The following is a 20,939-nucleotide window of genomic DNA, read 5'->3' as shown; positions in this document are numbered from 1 at the left end:
GAATACAAAAAACAAACAAGTGCAAAATACATAGCAATACAATTTTGCATGGAGGCTCTAATAGATGGATAGTATTGATGTAAAAGCATTAGCTAAAATCAACATCGGACTTGATGTTACAGGAATTCGAGAAGATGGATATCACGAGGTTCGCATGATTATGCAGACAGTGAATCTTTTCGATAAGCTTACAGTGAAGAAGGTTAAGGATGGAACAGTTTCCATGTCCACTAATCTTAAGTTTCTTCCGGTAGATGATGATAACTTATGTATTAAGGCAGCCAAGCTGTTGATAAATGAATTTGGAATTAAAGAGGGTGTGGAAATCTCTTTGGAAAAGCACATCCCGGTAGCAGCAGGTATGGCGGGAGGTTCTACAGATGGTGCAGCAGTTTTATTTGCAGTAAACCGTCTCTTTAATTTGGGACTTTCAAAACAGGATTTAATGGATAGAGGTGTTAAGCTTGGAGCAGATGTACCTTATTGTATAATGCGAGGCACAGCTCTGGCTGAGGGAATAGGAGAAATCCTTAGCCCGCTTCCTCCTATGATAAAGTGCCCGGTGCTTATAGCAAAGCCTGGCATCTCAGTTTCAACAAAGCAGGTATATCAGAGTCTGGATGCCACTTTTGATACAGTAAAGCATCCTGATATTGATCAGCTTATTTCAGATATCGAAGCACAGGACCTTAAGGCTCTGTGTTCACATATGGGAAATGTTTTGGAGGAGGTTACAATACCTATGCACCCAATCATTTCTGATATAAAACAAAACATGATGGACCATGGTGCAATTGGTTCCATGATGAGCGGAAGCGGTCCTACCGTATTCGGATTCTTTGAGGACAACAAGACTGCCAAGGCAGCAAAGGAGGCTCTTACAGAATCAGGAATGGTTAAGCAGTTATATCTTACAACACTGTTTAACAACAGGTAGGGGAGACTTGTTATTGAGGGAGGTTACTAAAAAGCAATGACAGAAAATCTTACATTACAAATGGATGACTATTTACCACTTCGAGATGTGGTATTCAACACATTGAGGGAGGCTATTTTAAAGGGGGAGCTTAAGCCAGGCGAGAGATTAATGGAGATGCACCTTGCCAATAAGCTTGGGGTTAGCCGTACTCCTATCAGAGAAGCAATTAGAATGCTTGAGCAGGAAGGACTTGCAGTTACTATTCCTAGAAAAGGTGCTCAGGTTGCAAAGATGACAGAAAAGGATCTTCAGGATGTTCTTGAGGTGAGAGATGCCCTTGATGCTCTTGCAGTTGTATGTGCCTGTGAGCGCATGACAGACGCACAGTTTGTTGAGCTGAAGGAAGCAATGAAGGCATTTGAGGCTGCCACAAGAAAGGATGATGTTCGTAACATTGTTGAGGCTGATGAAGCATTCCACGATGTTATTTATGCGGCAGCAGCCAATCCAAAGCTTGAGACAATTATCAACTCAGCAAGAGAGCAGATGTATCGTTATCGCTACGAATACGTTAAGAATCCTTCAGTTTATTCACAGCTTATTGAGGAGCACAAGCAGATTATCAACGGTTTTGACAGAAGAGATGTGGATTTCCTTAAGGATATAATGCATACACACTTATCTAACCAGATTAACGCTGTAAGAGAAGTTATTAGAGAGCAGAAATAATATATGGAAAAAAATCATTGTAAAATACGTCTTCAGTCCAGACAGAAAATGGGCGCAGATGATGAGACTACAAACCAGGAATATATAGGAGAGATGGCGGAGAGAGATGACCGCAGATATCTTTCTTATCAGAGGAGCAGCGAGGATGGAGATATCAGCTGTCTTATTTCCTTTGACAGACGCAGCCTTTCAATGACTCAGAAAGGAGCATTGAACTCCAAATTAGAGCTGTTTCCTGGTAAACAGACAGAAAATATCTATAGCACTCCAATGGGAGATTTAAATCTTCCAATTTTCACTAGAAACTATCAGGTTGTGGAATTGGGTAACAAGATTAAGCTTGTATTGGATTACGACATTATTACAGGAGGGGACCCAATCAGAACCTCCATGGATATTGAAATCGAATTTTAGAGAAAGCTTTGGTCAATTTGGCCAAAGCTTTTTTATTTTATATGTCATTAATATCGTATACGTAGGAATTGATAAAAATAGCTGACAACATGGAAAAAAGCTGATACAATAGCCGAGTTGCTTTTTAATGTTATATATTTAACAATATATTCAAAGTTAATACACGATATAACGCAAGGAGAGAATTAGGAGGAAAGATTCCGGTGTTTAAGTATTTAGCCACACTTGAGAAATTTTGCGGGGAGTGTGCATTCAGATTTTTGAATGAGGAGAATACTTTTGAGGTAAGTTATGAACAATATTTAAAAGACATCAGGACTTGTGCTACTAGATTAGAAAAAGTTATTGGAGATTTAAAGGGCAAACATGTTGCGCTCATTGGTTTAAATAACTATGAGTACATTGTTACCATGGCTGCTTTACTTTTTAGCAGAGCAGTTTTTATACCAATTAATTACAGGGAATCTGCCCAGAATATCGAGTTCGCTGTAAAGAATTCAAAGACAGAGATTATTATTACAGACAATCTGGACGAGAATAATTTCGGAGATGAGTTCAAGTATTTTGGATTTGATATAGCCCTTGCAGGCGATGCAGAGGAAAAGGATTTAAAGGATTTCACAGATGAGGAAGAAAACGATCTACTTATGATTGTTTATACATCTGGAACTACAGGTTTATCAAAGGGTGTTGCCCTTTCAGTTGGAAATATCTTTAAGGACGTGAAGGAAACATTTCCTATCAATCATCCAAAGGGATACAAGGCTGTGCCAGGAATAAAGGCATATGTAAACTTCCCGTTCTATCATATTGCGGGTCTTCTTGCCTGGCTTACATGTACAGAGCACGGTGTTACATTTGTACAGAGTGTAAATCCACATAATGTTTTGACAGACCTGGAGAACGAGCAGATAGATTATGCAGGTGTTCATCCAGCTACTATCAAATTATGGCTTAAAACAATTAAGAGAGGTCATATCGAGCGTCTCGGCGGTGTAAAATTGATTATTACAGGTTGTGCACCAATGAGTATTTCGGATATTCAGGATCTTCAGAATAACGGTATTTCCTTTGGTCAGTTTTACGGAATGACTGAGACAGGCGGTAACATTACTGTTAACTACGATATGGAAAATCATATCGGTTCAGTAGGACGCACTTATGAGGATGCTGAGATATCTATTATCGACGGCGAAATTTGCATATCATACTGGGGTAACATGCTTGGTTACTTCGAAAATGAAGAAGAGACTAAAAAGGCTGTAAAAGATGGTATTATCTATACAGGTGATTTAGGATACATCGATGAAGATGGATACTTATATATTACAGGACGAAAGAAGAGTCTGATTATTTTATCAAGCGGTGAAAATGTCAGCCCGGAAGAGTTGGAAAATCTTCTTTATAAATGTGCAGATGTTAAAGAGTGCAAGGCATTCGAAAAGAAAGACAGAATTGCCGTAGCCATCTATGCAGAGGAAGAGTCTCAGGATAACATTCGTGAGTACATTTCAGAACTGAATAAGACATTACCTATATACAAGAGAATCTACGGAATAGAATTCCAGACAGAGGAACTTGAAAAGACAGCAAACGGTAAGATCAAAAGAAGAGAAACTGTTGCATAAATACATAAATAAAAAGCTTTGGTTATTTTGACCAAAGCTTTTTTTATTTTTAACTGATACAATAACAGGGATATGTCTATAAAAAGGAGGTAATGTTATATGTTTTCATATTTGGCAACTTTAGAAAAATATAGCAGTGAATGTGCTTTTAAATTTCTTGATGATGAAAAGACTTTTGAAGTAAGTTATGAACAGTATTTAAAAGATATTAAAACATGTGCTTCAAGATTGGAAAACAATCTTGGTAATTTAAAGGGCAAACATGTTGGTCTTATTGGACTTAACAGTTATGAATATGTGGTAATTATGGCTGCTTTGATTTTTAGTCGTGCAGTTTTCGTTCCTCTTAACTATCGTGAAACATATGAAAATCTTGATTTTGCAGTAAGAAATTCAAAATTAGATTGTATAGTAACTGATGATCCGGAAAATCATACCCTTGGGAAAGATGTTAAATACCTTGGATTTGACGTGGCACTCAAAGGAGAAGCAGAAGAAAAGGATTTAACTGATTTTACTGAAGAAGAAGTAAATAATCTTATGATGATTGTTTACACATCAGGAACTACAAGCCTTTCAAAGGGAGTTGCACTGTCAGCAGGAAACCTGTTTCAGGAAGAACGAATTGCATTGCCTGAGAAATATACAAATGGTTACAGGGCAGTTCCAGGGGTAAAGGTTTACACCAACTTCCCTCTTTATCATGTTGGAGGTCTGCTTACATGGCTTTCATGGTCAGAGCATGGCTGTACACTGGTTCAAAGCGTGAACCCACAGAATATTTTAAGTGATTTGGAAAAGGAAAAAATTGATATCGCATTTGTTATACCGGCTACTATAAAGCTTTGGCTTAAAACAATTCACAGAGGTCACATTGAGCGACTTGGAGGAGTGAAGCTTGCTCTTACAGCTGGTGCGCCAGTAAGTGTTGATGATGTAAAAGAACTTGCTGCTAACAATATCGACTTCGGCCAGTACTACGGAATGACTGAGACTGGTGGTAACGTTACATACAATTTTGATATGGCAAATCATATTTCATCTGTTGGTCGTCCATATGATGATGCTGATGTTAGAATTGTGGATGATGAAATTGTAATTAGGCATTGGGGCAATATGCTTGGTTACTATGAGAATGAAGAAGAGACTCAGAAGATTATAAGAGATGGGGTTATCTATACTGGTGACCTTGGTTATATGGATGATGATGGATATTTATATATCACAGGCAGAAAGAAGAACCTTATCATCTTATCCAGCGGCGAAAATGTCAGCCCTGAAGAGTTGGAAAGACTGCTGTATGAATGCAAGTCTGTCAAGGAGTGCAAGGCATTTGAATCCAATGACAGAATTGCTGTTGAAATCTATGCAGAGGAAGAGGCTCAGGATAATATTCGTGAGTATATTACAGAGCTTAACAAGACATTACCTATATATAAAAGAATTTACGGAATCGAATTCACCACTAAAGAGCTTGAAAAAACAGCAAGCGGTAAGATAAAGAGAATTGATACAGTTGCATTACAGCAAAATGAAAAGAAGCTCGGGTCATAAGACCTGAGCTCCTTTTTTTATGAGGAATTAGTTATTTGACATGTTTTTAAGTCTAATCATAAGGTCTCTTACAGGAGGAAGAAGTAATACTACAATAGTAACTGCTGCCTCTGTGAAGATATAGATTCCATTGTATGCAAGGGAGTATGGTAATGCACTCCATCCTTCAGGTGCATACTCCCCAAAGAAGAGCCAGCCTGATAATACCGCAAAAGCGTAGCGGCCAAGAACTGCTACAATATATCCTTTAATGAGACCATTTTTTGACTTTGCAAAAAATCCTGAAAAACCAAGGGCTCCGAAAGCCAAAATGTAATCTACAATAACCTGGGCTGGAAAAAGAATATATGGATCTACAATAAGATTTAAAAGTCCGTAAGCTACTCCTGTTACGATGCCAATAACTGGTCCAAAGAAGAATCCAGGAAGGCATGCTACCAACATTGAAAGTGGTGTGATAGAACCTCCCATAGGAAGCTTAAGGAGCTTAATGTTTGAAAGAACGAATGCAATTGCCATTGCAACAGCGCAGAATGCAAGCTGCTTTGCTGTAAAACTGATTTTGCTGTTTTCATTTGAAGAAACGTGGTTAATCATAATAAAAAAATCTCCCTTCATACATGATGCTAGGAGATCGTCTAAAAATAGCTTCCTTACGCTGGTATTATCCAGTTCAAGTAATAAGGGTCGGTGAAACACCTCTCAGCACAAATGCGCCCCTAGCAAATAGTTTATTTAATTCAATAGAAAAATAGCATAATTAATACTGTGCGTCAATAGTTTATGTTACAATCAAGGTGAAAATATTAACAGATAGGAAATAGAATGGTAAATACAGAAAAGATTATAGAAAAAGTAATATTGGTTGCAGTAAATGAAGGAGACGAGGCGGAAGCCTGGGATTCCCTCAAGGAGCTGGAAGATCTTTGCGAGACAGCAGGAGCAGAAGTGGTAGGTCAGATTATGCAGAATCTGGACCGCAGAAATCCAGGAACCTACGTTGGAACTGGAAAGGTAGAGGAGATAGCTGACCTTATCTGGGAGACTGGTGCTACAGGAATAGTATGCGATGATGAGCTTACCCCTGCACAGATGAGAAATCTGGCAGATGCACTGGATACAAAGGTAATGGACAGAACTTTGATTATCCTTGATATTTTTGCTGCCCGTGCAGGAACAGCAGAAGGAAAGATTCAGGTAGAGCTGGCCCAGCTTCGCTACGAGATGACAAGACTTACAGGTTTTGGTAAGAACATGTCCCGAGTAGGTGGTACTGCTGCTGGCGGAGGTGGTGCTATTGGTACCCGTGGTCCAGGTGAGAAGAAGTTGGAAATGGACAAGCGTCTCATTGCAGGTCGTATAAGCCAGCTTAAGAAAGAACTTGCAGATGTTGTTTCACACCGTGAGATTACAAGAGCTAAGCGCCAGAGAAACGGCGTGCCTGTAGCTGCGATAGTAGGATATACAAACGCAGGAAAATCATCTCTTTTAAATAAGCTTACAGATGCAAACATCTTGGAGTGGGATGCTTTATTTGCAACTTTGGACCCTACTACAAGGGAGCTCTTGCTTGATAACGACCAGAAGATTCTTCTTACTGACACAGTAGGATTTATAAGAAAGCTTCCTCATCATCTTGTAGATGCCTTCAAGAGTACACTTGAGGAGGCAAAGTACGCTGACTACATTATTCATGTGGTAGATGTGAGCAATCCTCAGATGGACAGACAGATGGAGATTGTTTACCAGACACTTGATAAGCTTGGGGTGTCTGACAAACCTATACTTACAATATTTAATAAGGTTGATAAGGTTGCAGACGAGCATGACTATCACGATTTAAGAGCAGATTACACAGTTCATACTTCAATAAAAACTGGCAAGGGACTTGATAGAGTTCGCGAGATTCTTGCGGAGCTTCTTCGTGATGGAAAAGAATATGTGGAAAAGCTGATTCCATATACAGAGGCTGGAACAATTGCCAAAATTCGTGAAAATGGTGAGCTGATTTCAGAAGAATACCGAGAAGATGGTATTTTTATCAAGGCTTATATGTAGGATGTGCTGAAATTGATTTAATTCTTAGACATTCATCTTCTAATTTGGTATGATAATTTCGGAAGAAAAGCGAAGGATAAAAATTTACTTTTCATGAAGGAAAAGTGCGGTTACTAAGAATGTAAACCGGGTAGAAGGAGAATAAAATGACAATTGCACAAATGATATCACTGTTAGGTGGAGTAGGTCTTTTCCTGTTTGGAATGTCTATCATGTCCACTGGTCTTAAAAATAGCTGCGGTGATAATCTTCAGGTTATCTTAGAGAAGGCTACTACTAATAAGTTTGTAGCTGTCGTTGTCGGACTTGTAATGACAGTCCTCGTTCAGAGCTCTTCAGCTACTGATGTTATGGTTATCGGCTTTGTTAACTCAGGCATGATGACACTGGCTCAGGCTATTGGAGTTATCCTCGGTGCCAATATCGGTACCACTGTCACAGCACAGATTACAGCCTTTAATATTGCTACATTCACACCATTGTTCCTTTTCTCTGGTGCGGTAATGTACCTATTTATTAAGAAGGATTTGGTAAAGCACATTGGTACAGTTATCATGGGCTTTGGTATGCTCTTCCAGGGTATTACTATTATGAAGGCTGCCATCGCACCACTTTCACATTCTGAGATGTTCAAGAACTTCCTCAGTGGTCTTACCAATCCATTCGTAGCATTAGTATTTGGTATTGCATTTACAGCTCTTTTACAGAGTTCATCATCTGCAACAGTTATCTTCCAGGCCTTTGTTGTACAGGGTATTTTGGATTACAATGTTGCGGTATATCTTGTAATCGGTGCAGCCATCGGTTCTGTTACACCAAACTTGCTTGCATCACTTACAGCAAATAGAAACGGTAAGCGTTCAGCTATTTTGAACCTTTTGTTTAATGTAATTAGAGCAGCTATCATTGTTATCATTATAAATGTAACACCACTGCTCAGCTGGATTCAGTCTACATCATCAGATCCAGCCCGTCAGATAGCTAACACACATACGATTTTTGCTATCCTTGCTGTATGTATCATCTTCCCATTTACAGATTTGATTATTAAGCTCACATATATGTTTATCCCTGAGCTTCCAGAGGAGACAAGAGCAGCAGAGGACAGAAAGCTTGTATTCATGACTCAGATGGGCAATGTACCACCAAACATGGCTATTCACCAGGCGCAGCTTGAGGCAGCCAGAATGGGCGCTATTGCAGCTGAGAACTATGAGAAGGCTATCGATTGCTTCTTCGATTACTCACCTGAAAAGGTGGAGGATGTTGAGGAGCGTGAGGAGACAGTCAATATTCTTAATCATGCTATTCAGGATGCCATGGTTAAGCTTCAGACTTTGAACCTTACACCTGCAATGCTTCGTCGTATTTCTGCTATTACAATTGCAGTTACAGATATGGAGCGTATCTCGGATCATGCAGAGAACATCATTGAGTACGCTACCCGCATGAAGAATAAAAAGACAAAGCTTTCAAAGAAGGCTGCCAAGGAATTGAAGGAAATGGCAGAGAACTCAATGGAAGAAGTTGAACTTGCCATTGATATCTTCACTTCTGAAAATTATGATAATCTTTCAAAGATTGAGAAGCTCGAGGCAAAGGTTGATAAGCAGGAGAAGCAGCTCATCAATCATCACGTAGAGCGTCTTATGGAGAACAAATGCGAACCTATCGCAGGCGTCATCTTCTCCGATATGGTTACGGATATTGAGCGATGTGCGGACCATGCTATTAATATCGCGTATGCACTTAAGGATACAAATAAGTAGGTAAAATCCACCCTATTGGGGTGGATTTTTTTGTGTGATACTTCTGTGATACTTTGTGACGTATACTGTGTTCAGAAAATGAAACAGAGAACAAAGTAGACGTTGAGCGCGAGGACGCAGGAGGTATTGAAATGATTTTAATTATCGCATATGTAGCATTCGCAATCGTAGGTATCGCAGTATTCCTTTATACAAGAGACACTGATGAGGAGTTTTATGATGAGCCACCAGTAGAGAATGTAATTGGTGATGCTTATCTCTACAGATTTGTTGAATCTGATTATGAGCGAGTAGAAAAAGAGTTAATGAAGTTCGCAGATGAATTTGCTCTTGGAAAAAGAATCGCCTAGAAGAATTTCTTAGAAGAAATTATTAGAGAACTTAGAAAAAAGACCTTAAAGAAAACAAAAAATACACAACTGTTGATTATAATAATTCACATAAAATACACAAATGGAGGACAGAGGTATAATGAAGAATAAGATTTTGGTATTAGCTTTGGCAGGAGTTATGACACTTTCAATGGTTGCTTGCGGTAGTGCAGCAGCTAACACCGAAACAGAGTCAGCACAGGTAGAGGACGAGGCAGTGCCAACAGCTTCTAATGAAGCAGCACAGGATTTGGATGAAAACTCAATAGACTTTATAAAGCAGGTTTCTAATGAGTGCGCTCCAGAAATTGATTTTAGCGATTGTGATACATTCACAGATATGCTAAACAAAAAGAAGATTACAGCAGGCATGGGATATGCAAATATCACTGTTGGTGATGTAGATGTTTTTGCAGTTACAAGCGGAACATATGACAATATGGATGGTAACATGGCTGGTATCGATGCCACACTTTTCACATATGACGATGGTAATATCGTAGAGCTTGGAAAGATTTGCTCAGGTGGAACAGCTTACCCAATCGCGACAAAAGATGGATATATTTACACAGCTTCAAATCACTGGGTTTGCAAGTATGTAATCGGTGATGATAATTCACTTAAGATTATGGAGAAGGCATCAGTAGTTTATGATGAGAATGGAGATGGAACATACTTCTATGATTCAGAGGATGGTGGAGATTACAGCCAGATGGATCAGGAATATCTTCAGGAAATCATGGATCAGCTTTTCGAAGAAATGAGCAACGCAGAGATTATCAACTTTGATACAGTTGCTGAGTAACATATAGAAAACTTGTTTGCTTTTTAAAGTCTATCACTATAAAATAGTGGTAGACTTTTTTGTTTTTGAAAGAGAGAAATGTTATGAGTTTTGTCCATCTTCACACCCATACGGAGTATTCACTCCTTGATGGTTCCAATAAAATAAAATCATATGTTGCAAAGTGCAAAGAAAACGGCATGACTGCAGCAGCTATTACCGACCATGGCAATATGTACGGCGTCACCAAGTTCTACGACGAGTGCATGGCACAGGGGGTCAAGCCTGTTATCGGTTGTGAGGTGTATGTTGCTCCAGGTTCTCGTTTTGACCGTGAAATGGTAAAAGGTGATGACAGATATTATCACCTTATTTTGCTTGCAGAAAATAATGTTGGCTATCACAACCTTATCAAGATTGTTTCAGCAGGTTATGTGGATGGCTTTTACTATAAGCCTCGTGTAGATTTCGAGATTTTAGAGAAATATCACGAAGGTCTTATTTGTCTGTCTGCCTGTCTGGCAGGAGAGGTGGCCAGAGCTCTTGCCCGAGAGCAGTACGAAGAGGCAAAGGCTATTGCCCTTAAATACAGAGATTTATTTGGCGCTGAAAATTATTTCCTTGAGATGCAGGATCATGGTATCGATTTACAGAAAAATGTAAATCAGGGACTTATGCGTCTATCAAAGGAGATAGGTATTCCACTTGTGGCTACAAATGACTGCCACTACACAGATAAAGAGGATGCCTACAGTCACGATGTTTTGCTTTGTATTCAGACAGGAGCAAAGATGGATGATGTGGATCGTCTGCGTTTTGAAACAGAAGAATTTTATGTTAAGACAGAGGAGGAGATGTTAGATCTTTTCCCATATGCAAAGGAAGCAGTTTTCCGTACACAGGAAATCGCTGACAGATGTAATGTGGAGATCGAATATCACATTGCCGGCCTTCCACCATTTGCAGTGCCAGAAGGCTATGATGCATGGACTTATCTTAACAAAATCTGTTTTGATGGTTTGAAGGAGCGTTATGGAGATGATGCTCATCTTTATGAAGAGCGTCTTACCTACGAGCTTAACACCATCAGGGAAATGGGTTATATTGAGTACTTCCTTATTGTTTGGGATTTCATTAATTATGCGCGTACCCATGATATTCCTGTAGGCCCAGGCCGTGGTTCCGCTGCCGGTTCACTTATCAGTTACACTACAGGAATTACTGATATTGACCCAATGAAATACAATCTGGTTTTCGAGCGATTCCTCAATCCAGAGCGTGTTTCCATGCCTGATATTGATACCGACTTTGACCCAGAGGGCCGTGAGGAGGTTATCGATTACGTTCGTAAAAAGTATGGTGACGATTGTGTTACTCAGATTGTTACCTTCGGTACTCTTAAGCCAAAGAGTGTTGTTCAGGATGTTGGCCGAGTGATGGGACTTCCTATTCCATTTACAAACAGCATTAAAAAGCTTATTCCGGATGTGCTGCCTGATGGTAAAAAAGTTACTATCGCAAATGCGATACAGTACGGATCTGAGCTTAAGGCTATGTATGAATCTGATGATGAGGTACATAAGCTTCTTGATATTTGTAAGAGCTTGGAAGGCCTTCCTAGAAACACCGGTGTACATGCAGCAGGTGTAGTTATTTCTGGAAAGCCTACTGATGAATATATGCCACTTGCCCTTGGAAAAGGTGATGTTATTATCACTCAGTACGAGAAGGAAGTTATCGAGGAAATCGGTCTTTTGAAAATGGATTTCCTTGGCCTTCGAAACCTTACTGTAATCAATGACACACTTAAGCAGGTGGAGAAGAATTACGGTATCAAGCTTGATTTACATGACATTGATTACAACGATAAGGGTGCAATGGAGCTTTTCGCAGCTGGAAAGACGGATGGTGTTTTCCAGTTCGAGTCGGCAGGAATGAAGAGCTTGCTTAAGCAACTGAACCCTACCCAGATTGGCGATTTAATCTTGGCCAATGCAGTATATCGTCCGGGTCCAATGGATTTCATTCCAAACATTATCGAGTGTAAAAATACTGGTAAGGAATCACCATTTATCAAACGATTCCCACTTCTTAACGATGTGCTTGCGGATACATATGGATTCCCAGTTTATCAGGAGCAGGTTATGCAGATTATGACTACCTGTGCTGGATACACACTGGGACGAGCTGACAATGTCAGACGAATGATGAGCAAGAAAAAGAGAGATAAGCTGGCAGCAGAGCGTCCTACATTCGTAAAGGGATGCTTTGACAAGAACGGCATTTCAGCGGAGGAGGCAGACTGGCTCTTTGATCAGCTTATGCCTTTCGCTGAGTACGGATTTAATAAATCACATGCAGCAGCATATTCTTATGTTGCAGTTCAGACAGCATATTTAAAGAAATATTATCCACTTGAATTTATGGCAGCTCTTATGACATCAGTGCTCAACAGCAGTACAAAGATTGCTGAGTACATTGCAGTATGTCGTGAGTCAGGTATCGAATTGCTCCCTCCAGATGTTAATTACGGAGAGGCAGATTTCGCCGTTGATAATGGCAAGATTCGATACGGATTGTCTGCTATCAAATCAGTAGGAAGCAACACTATCGCAGCTATTATTGAGGACAGAAAAATAAACGGGCTCTATCGCGACCTGGAAGATTTCATAAAGAGAGTCTTAAAGTACGATGCCAATAAACGTACAGTAGAAAACCTGATTAAAGCAGGCGCTCTTGATTCATTGGAGGGCAATCGCCGCCAGAAGTGCTGTATCTATGAGGTTATCATGGATTCAGTAAACAAGACCCGAAAGAATGATATCGAAGGTCAGATGTCACTTTTCGATTTTGCCGACGAGGAGCAGAAAGAGTCATTGAAGGTTAACCTTCCTGATTTGGATGAGTTCCCAAGAGAGATTCTTCTTAGCTTTGAGAAGGAGCTTATGGGAATTTATGTTAGTGGTCACCCACTTGATGATTTCCTTCCACTTCTCAGCAAAAATGTCACAGCTCATGCAAGCGAGTTTGACACAGCAAAAGACGAAGGGGAAGAAGTATCATTTGGTGATACAGAAGAAAGTGGAGGAGCTTCAATCAAAGATGGTTCTGAGGTAATCCTTGGTGGAATCATTATGGAAGCTGCTTTGAGATATTCTGCAAAGGGCAATGCCTACTGCAACATAACCCTGGAAGATTTGTCAGGAACAGTGAAGGTTCTTGCATTTGCCAAGACCTACGACAGAGTTCGCTCATTACTTGTGGAAGGAAACAAGGTCTTTATCAAGGGACGTGTTCAGAACGATGGTGAGCGTGAGGCTATTCTTATCTGCGAGGATGTAAAAGCCTTTGACGACTGCAAGCGTGAGGTTTGGATTCAGTTTGAAGACAAGAATCAGTACGAGGCATCAGAATCAACACTGGCTGATTCCATTCGTGCCATGGATGGAAATGACAACATCGTCATCTATCTGAAGGCTGAAAAAGCTAAGAAAGTTATGCCTCCAAGCTGGGGTATTTCCGTAACTGATGATAACATCAAAGCACTTAGTGGAAAATTCGGTGCAGACAACGTCAGGGTTGTGGAAAAAAAGCTTGAGTTTGCAAGGAACGCAAAATACTAGTTACAAATGTCATAAAATTTCTATTACAATACACACTATTTTCATATTCATCTTTTCCTTTAGATTGATGGCAGGTATCGCCGGAGTTGTTGTTGCATCAAGACTATATTCTGGTCAGCCAACATCTGGTGATGGTGCAGAATTCTACAACGACAGATTACAGCATTTTTGAAACGATAGGAGGTCAAAGAAAAATCCTTAAATAATCACAGAAAAAGAATAATTGGATGATAAAATCATGATGGTGATATCGGGGGAAGAACGTTAAAAAAATAACTATTGAAAACGTTTGCAAAAGAGGCTAAAATAGATTGGGATTGTTTGAAAAGGGATACATTTAGGAGGAATAATCAAATGGCAGACAAGATTAAGACTATTGGTGTTCTTACCTCCGGTGGTGATGCACCTGGTATGAATGCGGCTATCCGTGCCGTTGTTCGTCAGGCTATTGCTCATGGTAAGACAGTTAAAGGAATCAGACGAGGATACGCTGGTCTTCTTTCCGGCGAAATTATAGATATGAACGCACACAGTGTTTCTGAGACTATTCAGCGCGGTGGTACTATTCTTCAGACAGCTAGATGTCTTGAGATGCTTCAGCCTGAGTACCAGGAGAAGGCAGCACAGATGTGCCGCGAGCATGGTATTGATGGTCTCGTAGTTATCGGTGGTGACGGTTCATTTAAGGGTGCACAGAAGATTTCTCACTTCGGCATCAACACAATTGGACTTCCAGGTACAATCGATCTTGATATCGCTTGTACAGAATATACAATCGGTTTTGATACAGCTGTAAACACAGCTATGGAAGCTATCGACAAGGTTCGTGATACTTCTACATCACACGAGCGTTGCTCTATCATCGAGGTTATGGGTCGTGGAGCAGGTTACATCGCTCTTTGGTGCGGTATCGCAAACGGCGCTGAGGATGTTCTTCTTCCAGAGAGATATGATTACGACGAGCAGAAGCTTGTAAATCACATCATCGAGGGACGTAAGAAGGGTAAGCAGCACCACATCATTATCAATGCTGAGGGTGTTGGTCATTCTACATCTATGGCAAAGCGTATCGAGGCTGCTACAGGTATCGAGACACGTGCTACTATCCTTGGTCACATGCAGCGTGGTGGTTCACCTACATGTAAGGACCGTGTTTACGCATCTACAATGGGTGCTATGGCAGTTGATCTTCTTTGCGCAGGCAAGACAAACCGTGTAGTTGGTTACCGTCACGGTGAGTTCGTTGATTTCGATATCGACGAGGCACTTGCAATGCACAAGGATGTTGATGAGTATCAGTACAAGATTTGCAATTCTTTGAACAATGATTACAAGTACGAGTAATAATCAAATCAAAAACATAATGACACTTAACAAAAAAGCCAGAGAGCGTAAAGCTCAAAGGCTTTTTGTGGTTGAGGGAATTAGGGCGGTGGCGGAAGTACCAGCGTCTCTTTTGCATGCCATCTATTATGTGGAAGGCTTTAGTTCTTCTGCAGATGGGGCTGCATTTATTTCAGAGATTTCAGCTAAGGCACCATCCGTGCCTATGGAAGAGGTGGCAAAGAAGGTTTTCGATTCCATGAGTGACACAGTTACACCTCAGGGAGTCCTTGCTCTTGTGAAGATGCAGGATTTTACCATGGAGGATGTGTTAGGCAATGGTCGTCCAGCTCATATAGTCATTTTGGAGTCGCTTCAGGATCCTGGAAATATGGGCACTATTATCCGCACAGCAGAAGGTGCAGGTGCCACAGGTATTATCATGAACACTACCACTGTGGATCTTTATTCACCAAAGGTAGTTCGTTCTACAATGGGTAGCATTTTCAGAGTGCCTCATCTTGTGGTTTCTGATTTAGGAGCTACTTTGACTGAGCTGAAGGAGAAGCATGGCGTTTCAGTTTATGCTGCACATCTTAAGGGAGAGAAATTCTACGACGAGTTTGATTACTCAGGCCCTACTGCCTTTATGATTGGAAACGAAGGCAATGGACTTACAGATGAGACAGCAGCTTTAGCTACCAGCTATCTAAAGATTCCTATGGAAGGTCAGCTGGAGTCATTAAATGCATCAGTGGCTGCAAGTATTTTGATGTATGAAGCATCACGCCAGAGAAGATGTGCTTTCCCGTTAAAAACAGAGGTGTAAAAGATGAGAATATGGTTTAAATCGTGGCAGGATAATCATCTGCTTCACGACCTTGTTATAGAAGACAATTCAGAGGAGACTCGCACACATAAGATTTTCAATGCGGTGGATAAAGCTTGCTATGAGTTCGATACCAGCAAGCCAGTCTGGCTGGAATCCACCATCCGTGAGTTTAAGCGTCATGGAAAGGCCAGATTCACTCAGGATAACTTTGTGGACGAGGTTCCGTTTGACTATCTTGAGATACACGTACTTGATGAGGATTAAATTTATATGAACAACAGTAAATCAATTGATTTATTAAATGGGTCTATAGGTAAGGGAATGTTTCAGTTTTGCATTCCTTTATTTATGGGACAGCTTTTGCAGCAGCTCTACAACATAGCTGATGCATGGGTTGTTGGTAATTTCGCTGAAAGTAATGCCTTTGCAGCTATTAGCTCGGGCGGAGCTTTGAGCTTTTTTATTGTAGGTTTCTTTGGGGGAATGGGTGCCGGAGGCGGTATTATCATCAGCCGATACTATGGCGCTGGTGATGATGAGAACATACGCAAGTCTATTCACAGCAATGTTTTATTTGCTTTGATTTGCTGTGTGGTGGCCACATTGATTGGTGTCACTTTTGTACCTGCCATGCTCAGAATAATTGATACACCAGCTGAGGTACTTCCATATTCACTGACCTACTTCAATATTTATTTTGGTGGAATCTCTACCATTGTTTTATACAACGTATTTATGAACATTATGCGCTCGGTGGGAGATAGTTATCACCCATTGTTGTACCTTTTATTCTCATCGGTTCTCAATGTTGTACTTGATGTGATTTTAGTTGCCGGCTTCCACAAGGGAGTTGTAGGTGCAGCAGTTGCCACTGTAGTATCTCAGGGTATTTCAGCATTGTTATGCTTCATCAGATTGATTCGTATAAACGATAATACTGGAATTGTAATTAAAGATATTTTTAAATGGCATCCTAGAATGATGCGAGAGATTCTGGTGCAGGGACTTCCTATGGGACTTCAGAATTCAGTTATCTCTATAGGAAACATTGTGGTTCAGAAGAACATCAATGCTTTTGGTCCTCATGCCATGAACGGAATGGGAGCATATTCAAAGATTGAAGGATTTGTATTCCTTCCAATCACAAGTATCTCCATGGCTATTCCAACATTTATTAGCCAGAATCTTGGTGCCAGAAAATATGACAGAGCAGTTAAGGGTGCCCGCATGAGTGTAATAGCTGGAGTGGTTCTTGCGGAGACTATTGGACTTATTTACTATATCTTCGCTGATACAGCCCTTGGCTGGTTCATTAAGAATCCAGAGGATATCTCTTACGGTCACATGCAGGTAGCAGTGTGCGCATTCTTCTATTGCCTGTTGGCATACTCACACTGTGCAGCCGGTATTATGCGAGGCGCTGGAAAGTCCATTGTGCCTATGGTGACTATGCTTACCTTCTGGTGTGGAGTCCGCATCATCTACGTGACTACAGCCATTCGCTTCATACCGAAGTTCACCACCATCAGCTGGTGCTACCCACTTACCTGGGCATGTTCGTCTATCGTATTTACCATATGGCTTCTTATATCCGACTGGCCACACGCCTATGATACCCAGCACGTTTGGAATTAATAACAAGTTTTAAGAAAGACTTAATAAATACTTGCGGAAAAATGTGGTATAATATATTCGAAGAAATACGGGGAGGTGATTCAGTTTGGATTTGAGTATGTTTCCAGATGATGGTGTGAACTCATGGAACACCGTCATGTTACTTTATGAATCAGCTATAAAAAAAGTTCGTACCAAGGTGGAAATCTTAAATGATGAGTTCCAGCAGGTACATCAATATAATCCAATTGAGTACATCAAGACTAGGGTTAAGACACCGGAGAGTATTGTTAAGAAGCTTAAGAAAAATGGTTATGAAGTTTCTATACCAAGTATGATTGAGCATTGTAATGATATTGCTGGTGTGCGAATCGTTTGTTCATTCACTTCGGATATTTATCAGATAGCCGAGATGATTGGACGCCAGACAGATGTTACTGTAGTTTCAATCAAGGATTATATTAAAAATCCTAAGGAGTCAGGTTATAAGAGCTACCACATGCTTGTAACTATTCCTATCTATCTGTCAGATAAGACAGTAGATACAAAAGTAGAAATCCAGATTCGTACAATCGGAATGGATTTCTGGGCCAGCCTTGAGCACAAGATTTACTATAAGTTCGAAGGTAATGCACCAGATTATATCAGCCGCGATCTTCGTGAATGTTCTGAAATCGTATCCATGATGGATACCAAGATGCTTCAGCTTAACACAGCTATTATGCAGACAAAGAAAGAAGAGGAAGAACGTGAACGCCACGCCAATGGATGGCAAGAAAAGGTTGTGGAAGGAAATACCTTGTAGTATGATAAAAGCTGTCGGAAAAATCCGGCAGCTTTTTTTAGGAGGAAAATCATGTTAGAGATTTTAAAAGCGATTTTATTTGGTATAGTTGAGGGAATCACAGAGTGGCTCCCAATCAGTAGTACAGGTCATATGATTCTTTTGGATGAGATTGTAAAGCTCAATGTTTCAGAAGACTTTTACAGTATGTTCCAGGTGGTTATTCAGCTTGGTGCCATCCTTGCCGTAGTGATCATTTTCTGGAATAAGATTTGGCCATTTGGTAAGAAGGGCAACAGAGCTCCTCTTAGCGAAAACGGTATTGGCGCATGGATCAAGGGAGATATCTTTGTTCTCTGGTTCCATATTTTAGTTTCTTGTGTGCCAGCTGCGATCGTAGGTGTTCTTTGGGATGATTTATTCGAAGAGCTTTTCTACAATCCTACTTGTGTAGCCCTTGCACTTATCGTATTTGGTGTGGCTTTCATCATCGTTGAGACAAAGAAACATGGTCATAATGCAAAGATTAATTCCGTTGCAGATATCACATACACTACAGCATTTATAATTGGTATGTTCCAGCTTATTGCAGCTATCTTCCCAGGTACATCACGTTCTGGAGCTACTATTGTTGGTGCCCTTATCATTGGTGTAGCGCGTACAGTTGCAGCAGAGTACACATTCTACCTTGCTATTCCAGTTATGCTTGGAGCAAGTCTTCTCAAGATTGTAAAGTTTGGTCTTAGCTTCACAGCAATGGAAGCAGTTATCCTTGTTGTAGGTATGGTTGTAGCTTTTGTTGTATCTATGTTTGTAATCAAGTTCCTTATGGATTACATCAAAAAGCACGACTTCAAGGTATTCGGATGGTACAGAATCGTGCTTGGTATCATCGTACTTGTTTGCGGATTTGTAGGATTGATTTAATTTATATTTCTTTAGATTAAAGCTTTTGTTTATAAAAGTAACAGAAATATTTATGGGGATAGAGAATTATGAATATAAAACAGAGTCAGGGTATTAAATTTATTTTTATAAATTGTATTATTGCAGTGCTATGCTATATTCCGTTAATTTCAAATGGATACACTAACTCAAGGGATGGTTTATGGAAGAGTACTATCCATCAGGCAGGTAATTTGGAACTTGAATCAGGTAGATGGGCATGGTTATTCCTGGATAAAATTAGATATGGGTATGCAGGTGATCCGCTGAATTCTATCTTGGCACTTTTATGCATAGCAGGTGCTGCTTTTGTTTTGGTTAATATTTTCACCACGATTTCAGCAAGACATTATGTATTATCATTAGGACTAGTTATAAATACAACTGTATGTTGTTATCTATCATATAGATTTCAATCGCCTTCATTTGGTGTTGCTACTTTGTTACCAGTAATAGCAGGTTGGTTGATGGTTAAAAGTATATACACCGAAAAAGTCAAGCGAACTAATTACGTACTTTCGGTGATATGTCTTGTCTTGACATTGGGATTATATCAGTCCAATCTAGGATGTTTTATCGTTATAATCATAATTTTATTCATGAAATTACTTCTATGTGATGAATCTCAAAAAGCTTATTTGTTACTTAAGAGTAGCATAGTTATAACTATTATAAGTTGTGTATTGTATAAGATATCATGGGATGTTTGCCTTTGGGCTAGAGGTGTTAGTGCTTCAGATTACAATGGTGCAGGTTCTACTAATATCCTAAGTCTGATTATGAATATGCCAATTGATATTGTTAAAGCATATTTTTTGTGGATATCTTATTTTTCATTTGAAAACGGTAATTATGTATTTAAAATTATTCGTCTTTTAATTATAGCGATTTTATTTGTTTTTGTTTTGGCTGTGGGAATTAAGAGATTAAGAAAAGCACCAGCTAAAATGGTTATGTATATAATTGCCTTTATATGTATACCAATGGGAGCAAATATTGCATTACTATTGGCGCCTGGAGCTGATTGGGTTTTATGGGAGCAGATGACAGGTCCGCATCCATTTACATTAGCTCTCTTATTTCTGCTGGTTGATAGTCTAGATTTAAAATATGACAAGGTATTTATAGTTCTTGCAGCCTTGATTCTTTATGGAAATATTTATGCTGTAGGGGTAGATATCGATGCCTTGTCTCAGGGAAATATATCTAAAGATGTCATAATGAACGATATGGTTTCAAATTTAATGCATGAAGAAAAATGCGCAGAAGACACACAGTATGCATTCGTAGGGAATATATGTTATAGCAATCTGTTCAGAAAAAATGAAAACTGGGATAGAGCCAGTAACTATGCAAAGGCAGGTGATTTTGGAAATCTGTCACACTGTGTATTGGATTGCTATAATGGTACTCTTGAGGATATAGGGATTACTTTAAATCTGGTGGATTTAGATACATACAATGAGATACTTGCCAGTGAAGAGTTAAAAAATATGCCGACTTATCCATATGCTGGATCAATCATTCAGAAAGACAATATTGTGATAGTCAAGATATCAGAAGAATACTAAAAAGGTGGCTAGCTGTGTGCT

The 20,939-nt window shown here is 39.8% G+C and carries 18 protein-coding genes and 1 riboswitch; of the genes, 17 read left to right on the top strand and 1 reads right to left on the bottom strand.

Annotated elements, in window-relative coordinates; translation table 11 throughout:
• The first annotated feature begins 64 nt into the window (after positions 1–64).
• From ispE to G592_RS0100265, 5 genes are all read left to right on the top strand, one after another.
• Positions 65–937, top strand: a complete 873-nt coding sequence (gene ispE, locus G592_RS0100285) for a 4-(cytidine 5'-diphospho)-2-C-methyl-D-erythritol kinase (protein ID WP_028246051.1) — start codon at positions 65–67, stop codon at positions 935–937.
• Between the two features lie 36 nt (positions 938–973).
• Complete coding sequence (locus G592_RS0100280) at positions 974–1,648, top strand: GntR family transcriptional regulator (protein ID WP_028246050.1); 675 nt, start codon at positions 974–976, stop codon at positions 1,646–1,648.
• A 3-nt stretch (positions 1,649–1,651) separates the two neighbouring features.
• Complete coding sequence (locus tag G592_RS0100275; RefSeq protein WP_028246049.1) at positions 1,652–2,062, top strand: DUF1934 domain-containing protein; 411 nt, start codon at positions 1,652–1,654, stop codon at positions 2,060–2,062.
• A 203-nt stretch (positions 2,063–2,265) separates the two neighbouring features.
• Positions 2,266–3,690 carry a class I adenylate-forming enzyme family protein gene (locus G592_RS0100270; protein WP_028246048.1) on the top strand — a complete coding sequence of 475 codons (1,425 nt, stop codon included), beginning with the start codon at positions 2,266–2,268 and terminating at the stop codon, positions 3,688–3,690.
• Positions 3,691–3,789: 99 nt separating this feature from the next.
• Positions 3,790–5,244, top strand: a complete 1,455-nt coding sequence (locus G592_RS0100265; protein ID WP_028246047.1) for a class I adenylate-forming enzyme family protein — start codon at positions 3,790–3,792, stop codon at positions 5,242–5,244.
• 27 nt (positions 5,245–5,271) lie between these two features.
• Here the strand turns inward: G592_RS0100265 and thiT are convergent, their stop codons facing one another.
• The gene (gene thiT / locus G592_RS0100260; RefSeq protein ID WP_036951324.1) at positions 5,272–5,841 is read right to left on the bottom strand and encodes an energy-coupled thiamine transporter ThiT; all 570 of its coding nucleotides are present in this window, start codon (positions 5,839–5,841) and stop codon (positions 5,272–5,274) included.
• 36 nt (positions 5,842–5,877) lie between these two features.
• A riboswitch (TPP riboswitch) is annotated at positions 5,878–5,975 on the bottom strand.
• Between the two features lie 94 nt (positions 5,976–6,069).
• Between thiT and hflX the strand changes: the two genes are divergently transcribed.
• From hflX to G592_RS0100200, 12 genes are all read left to right on the top strand, one after another.
• Complete coding sequence (gene hflX, locus G592_RS0100255) at positions 6,070–7,302, top strand: GTPase HflX (protein WP_028246045.1); 1,233 nt, start codon at positions 6,070–6,072, stop codon at positions 7,300–7,302.
• A gap of 146 nt (positions 7,303–7,448) precedes the next feature.
• A complete protein-coding gene (locus G592_RS0100250; RefSeq protein ID WP_028246044.1) occupies positions 7,449–9,071 on the top strand; it encodes a Na/Pi cotransporter family protein in 1,623 nt (540 codons plus the stop codon).
• Between the two features lie 131 nt (positions 9,072–9,202).
• A complete protein-coding gene (locus G592_RS0100245; RefSeq protein ID WP_028246043.1) occupies positions 9,203–9,421 on the top strand; it encodes a hypothetical protein in 219 nt (72 codons plus the stop codon).
• A gap of 121 nt (positions 9,422–9,542) precedes the next feature.
• Positions 9,543–10,247 (top strand): hypothetical protein, encoded by a 705-nt coding sequence (locus G592_RS0100240; protein WP_028246042.1) that lies wholly within the window; start codon positions 9,543–9,545, stop codon positions 10,245–10,247.
• Between the two features lie 83 nt (positions 10,248–10,330).
• The gene (locus G592_RS0100235; protein ID WP_028246041.1) at positions 10,331–13,849 is read left to right on the top strand and encodes a DNA polymerase III subunit alpha; all 3,519 of its coding nucleotides are present in this window, start codon (positions 10,331–10,333) and stop codon (positions 13,847–13,849) included.
• Between the two features lie 354 nt (positions 13,850–14,203).
• A complete protein-coding gene (pfkA, locus tag G592_RS0100230) occupies positions 14,204–15,193 on the top strand; it encodes a 6-phosphofructokinase (RefSeq protein ID WP_028246040.1) in 990 nt (329 codons plus the stop codon).
• Entirely contained in the window at positions 15,174–16,001 is an 828-nt protein-coding gene (locus tag G592_RS0100225; RefSeq protein ID WP_028246039.1) for a TrmH family RNA methyltransferase, read from the top strand. The genes pfkA and G592_RS0100225 overlap by 20 nt, the downstream gene beginning before the upstream one ends.
• Positions 16,002–16,004: 3 nt before the next feature.
• Positions 16,005–16,268, top strand: coding sequence for a hypothetical protein (locus G592_RS0100220; protein WP_028246038.1), 264 nt, complete (start codon positions 16,005–16,007; stop codon positions 16,266–16,268).
• Between the two features lie 6 nt (positions 16,269–16,274).
• Entirely contained in the window at positions 16,275–17,639 is a 1,365-nt protein-coding gene (locus G592_RS0100215; protein ID WP_028246037.1) for an MATE family efflux transporter, read from the top strand.
• A gap of 97 nt (positions 17,640–17,736) precedes the next feature.
• Positions 17,737–18,423 (top strand): GTP pyrophosphokinase, encoded by a 687-nt coding sequence (locus G592_RS0100210; protein WP_028246036.1) that lies wholly within the window; start codon positions 17,737–17,739, stop codon positions 18,421–18,423.
• Between the two features lie 51 nt (positions 18,424–18,474).
• Positions 18,475–19,329 carry an undecaprenyl-diphosphate phosphatase gene (locus G592_RS0100205; protein ID WP_028246035.1) on the top strand — a complete coding sequence of 285 codons (855 nt, stop codon included), beginning with the start codon at positions 18,475–18,477 and terminating at the stop codon, positions 19,327–19,329.
• Between the two features lie 68 nt (positions 19,330–19,397).
• Complete coding sequence (locus G592_RS0100200) at positions 19,398–20,918, top strand: glucosyltransferase domain-containing protein (RefSeq protein ID WP_028246034.1); 1,521 nt, start codon at positions 19,398–19,400, stop codon at positions 20,916–20,918.
• Positions 20,919–20,939 lie beyond the last annotated feature (21 nt).

Origin of the sequence: Pseudobutyrivibrio ruminis CF1b (assembly GCF_000424005.1) — a bacterium.
In the GTDB taxonomy this organism is placed as follows: domain Bacteria; phylum Bacillota; class Clostridia; order Lachnospirales; family Lachnospiraceae; genus Pseudobutyrivibrio; species Pseudobutyrivibrio ruminis_C.
The sequence above is the reverse complement of the archived record's forward strand: the minus strand, read 5'-3'. Positions and strand labels throughout refer to the sequence as shown.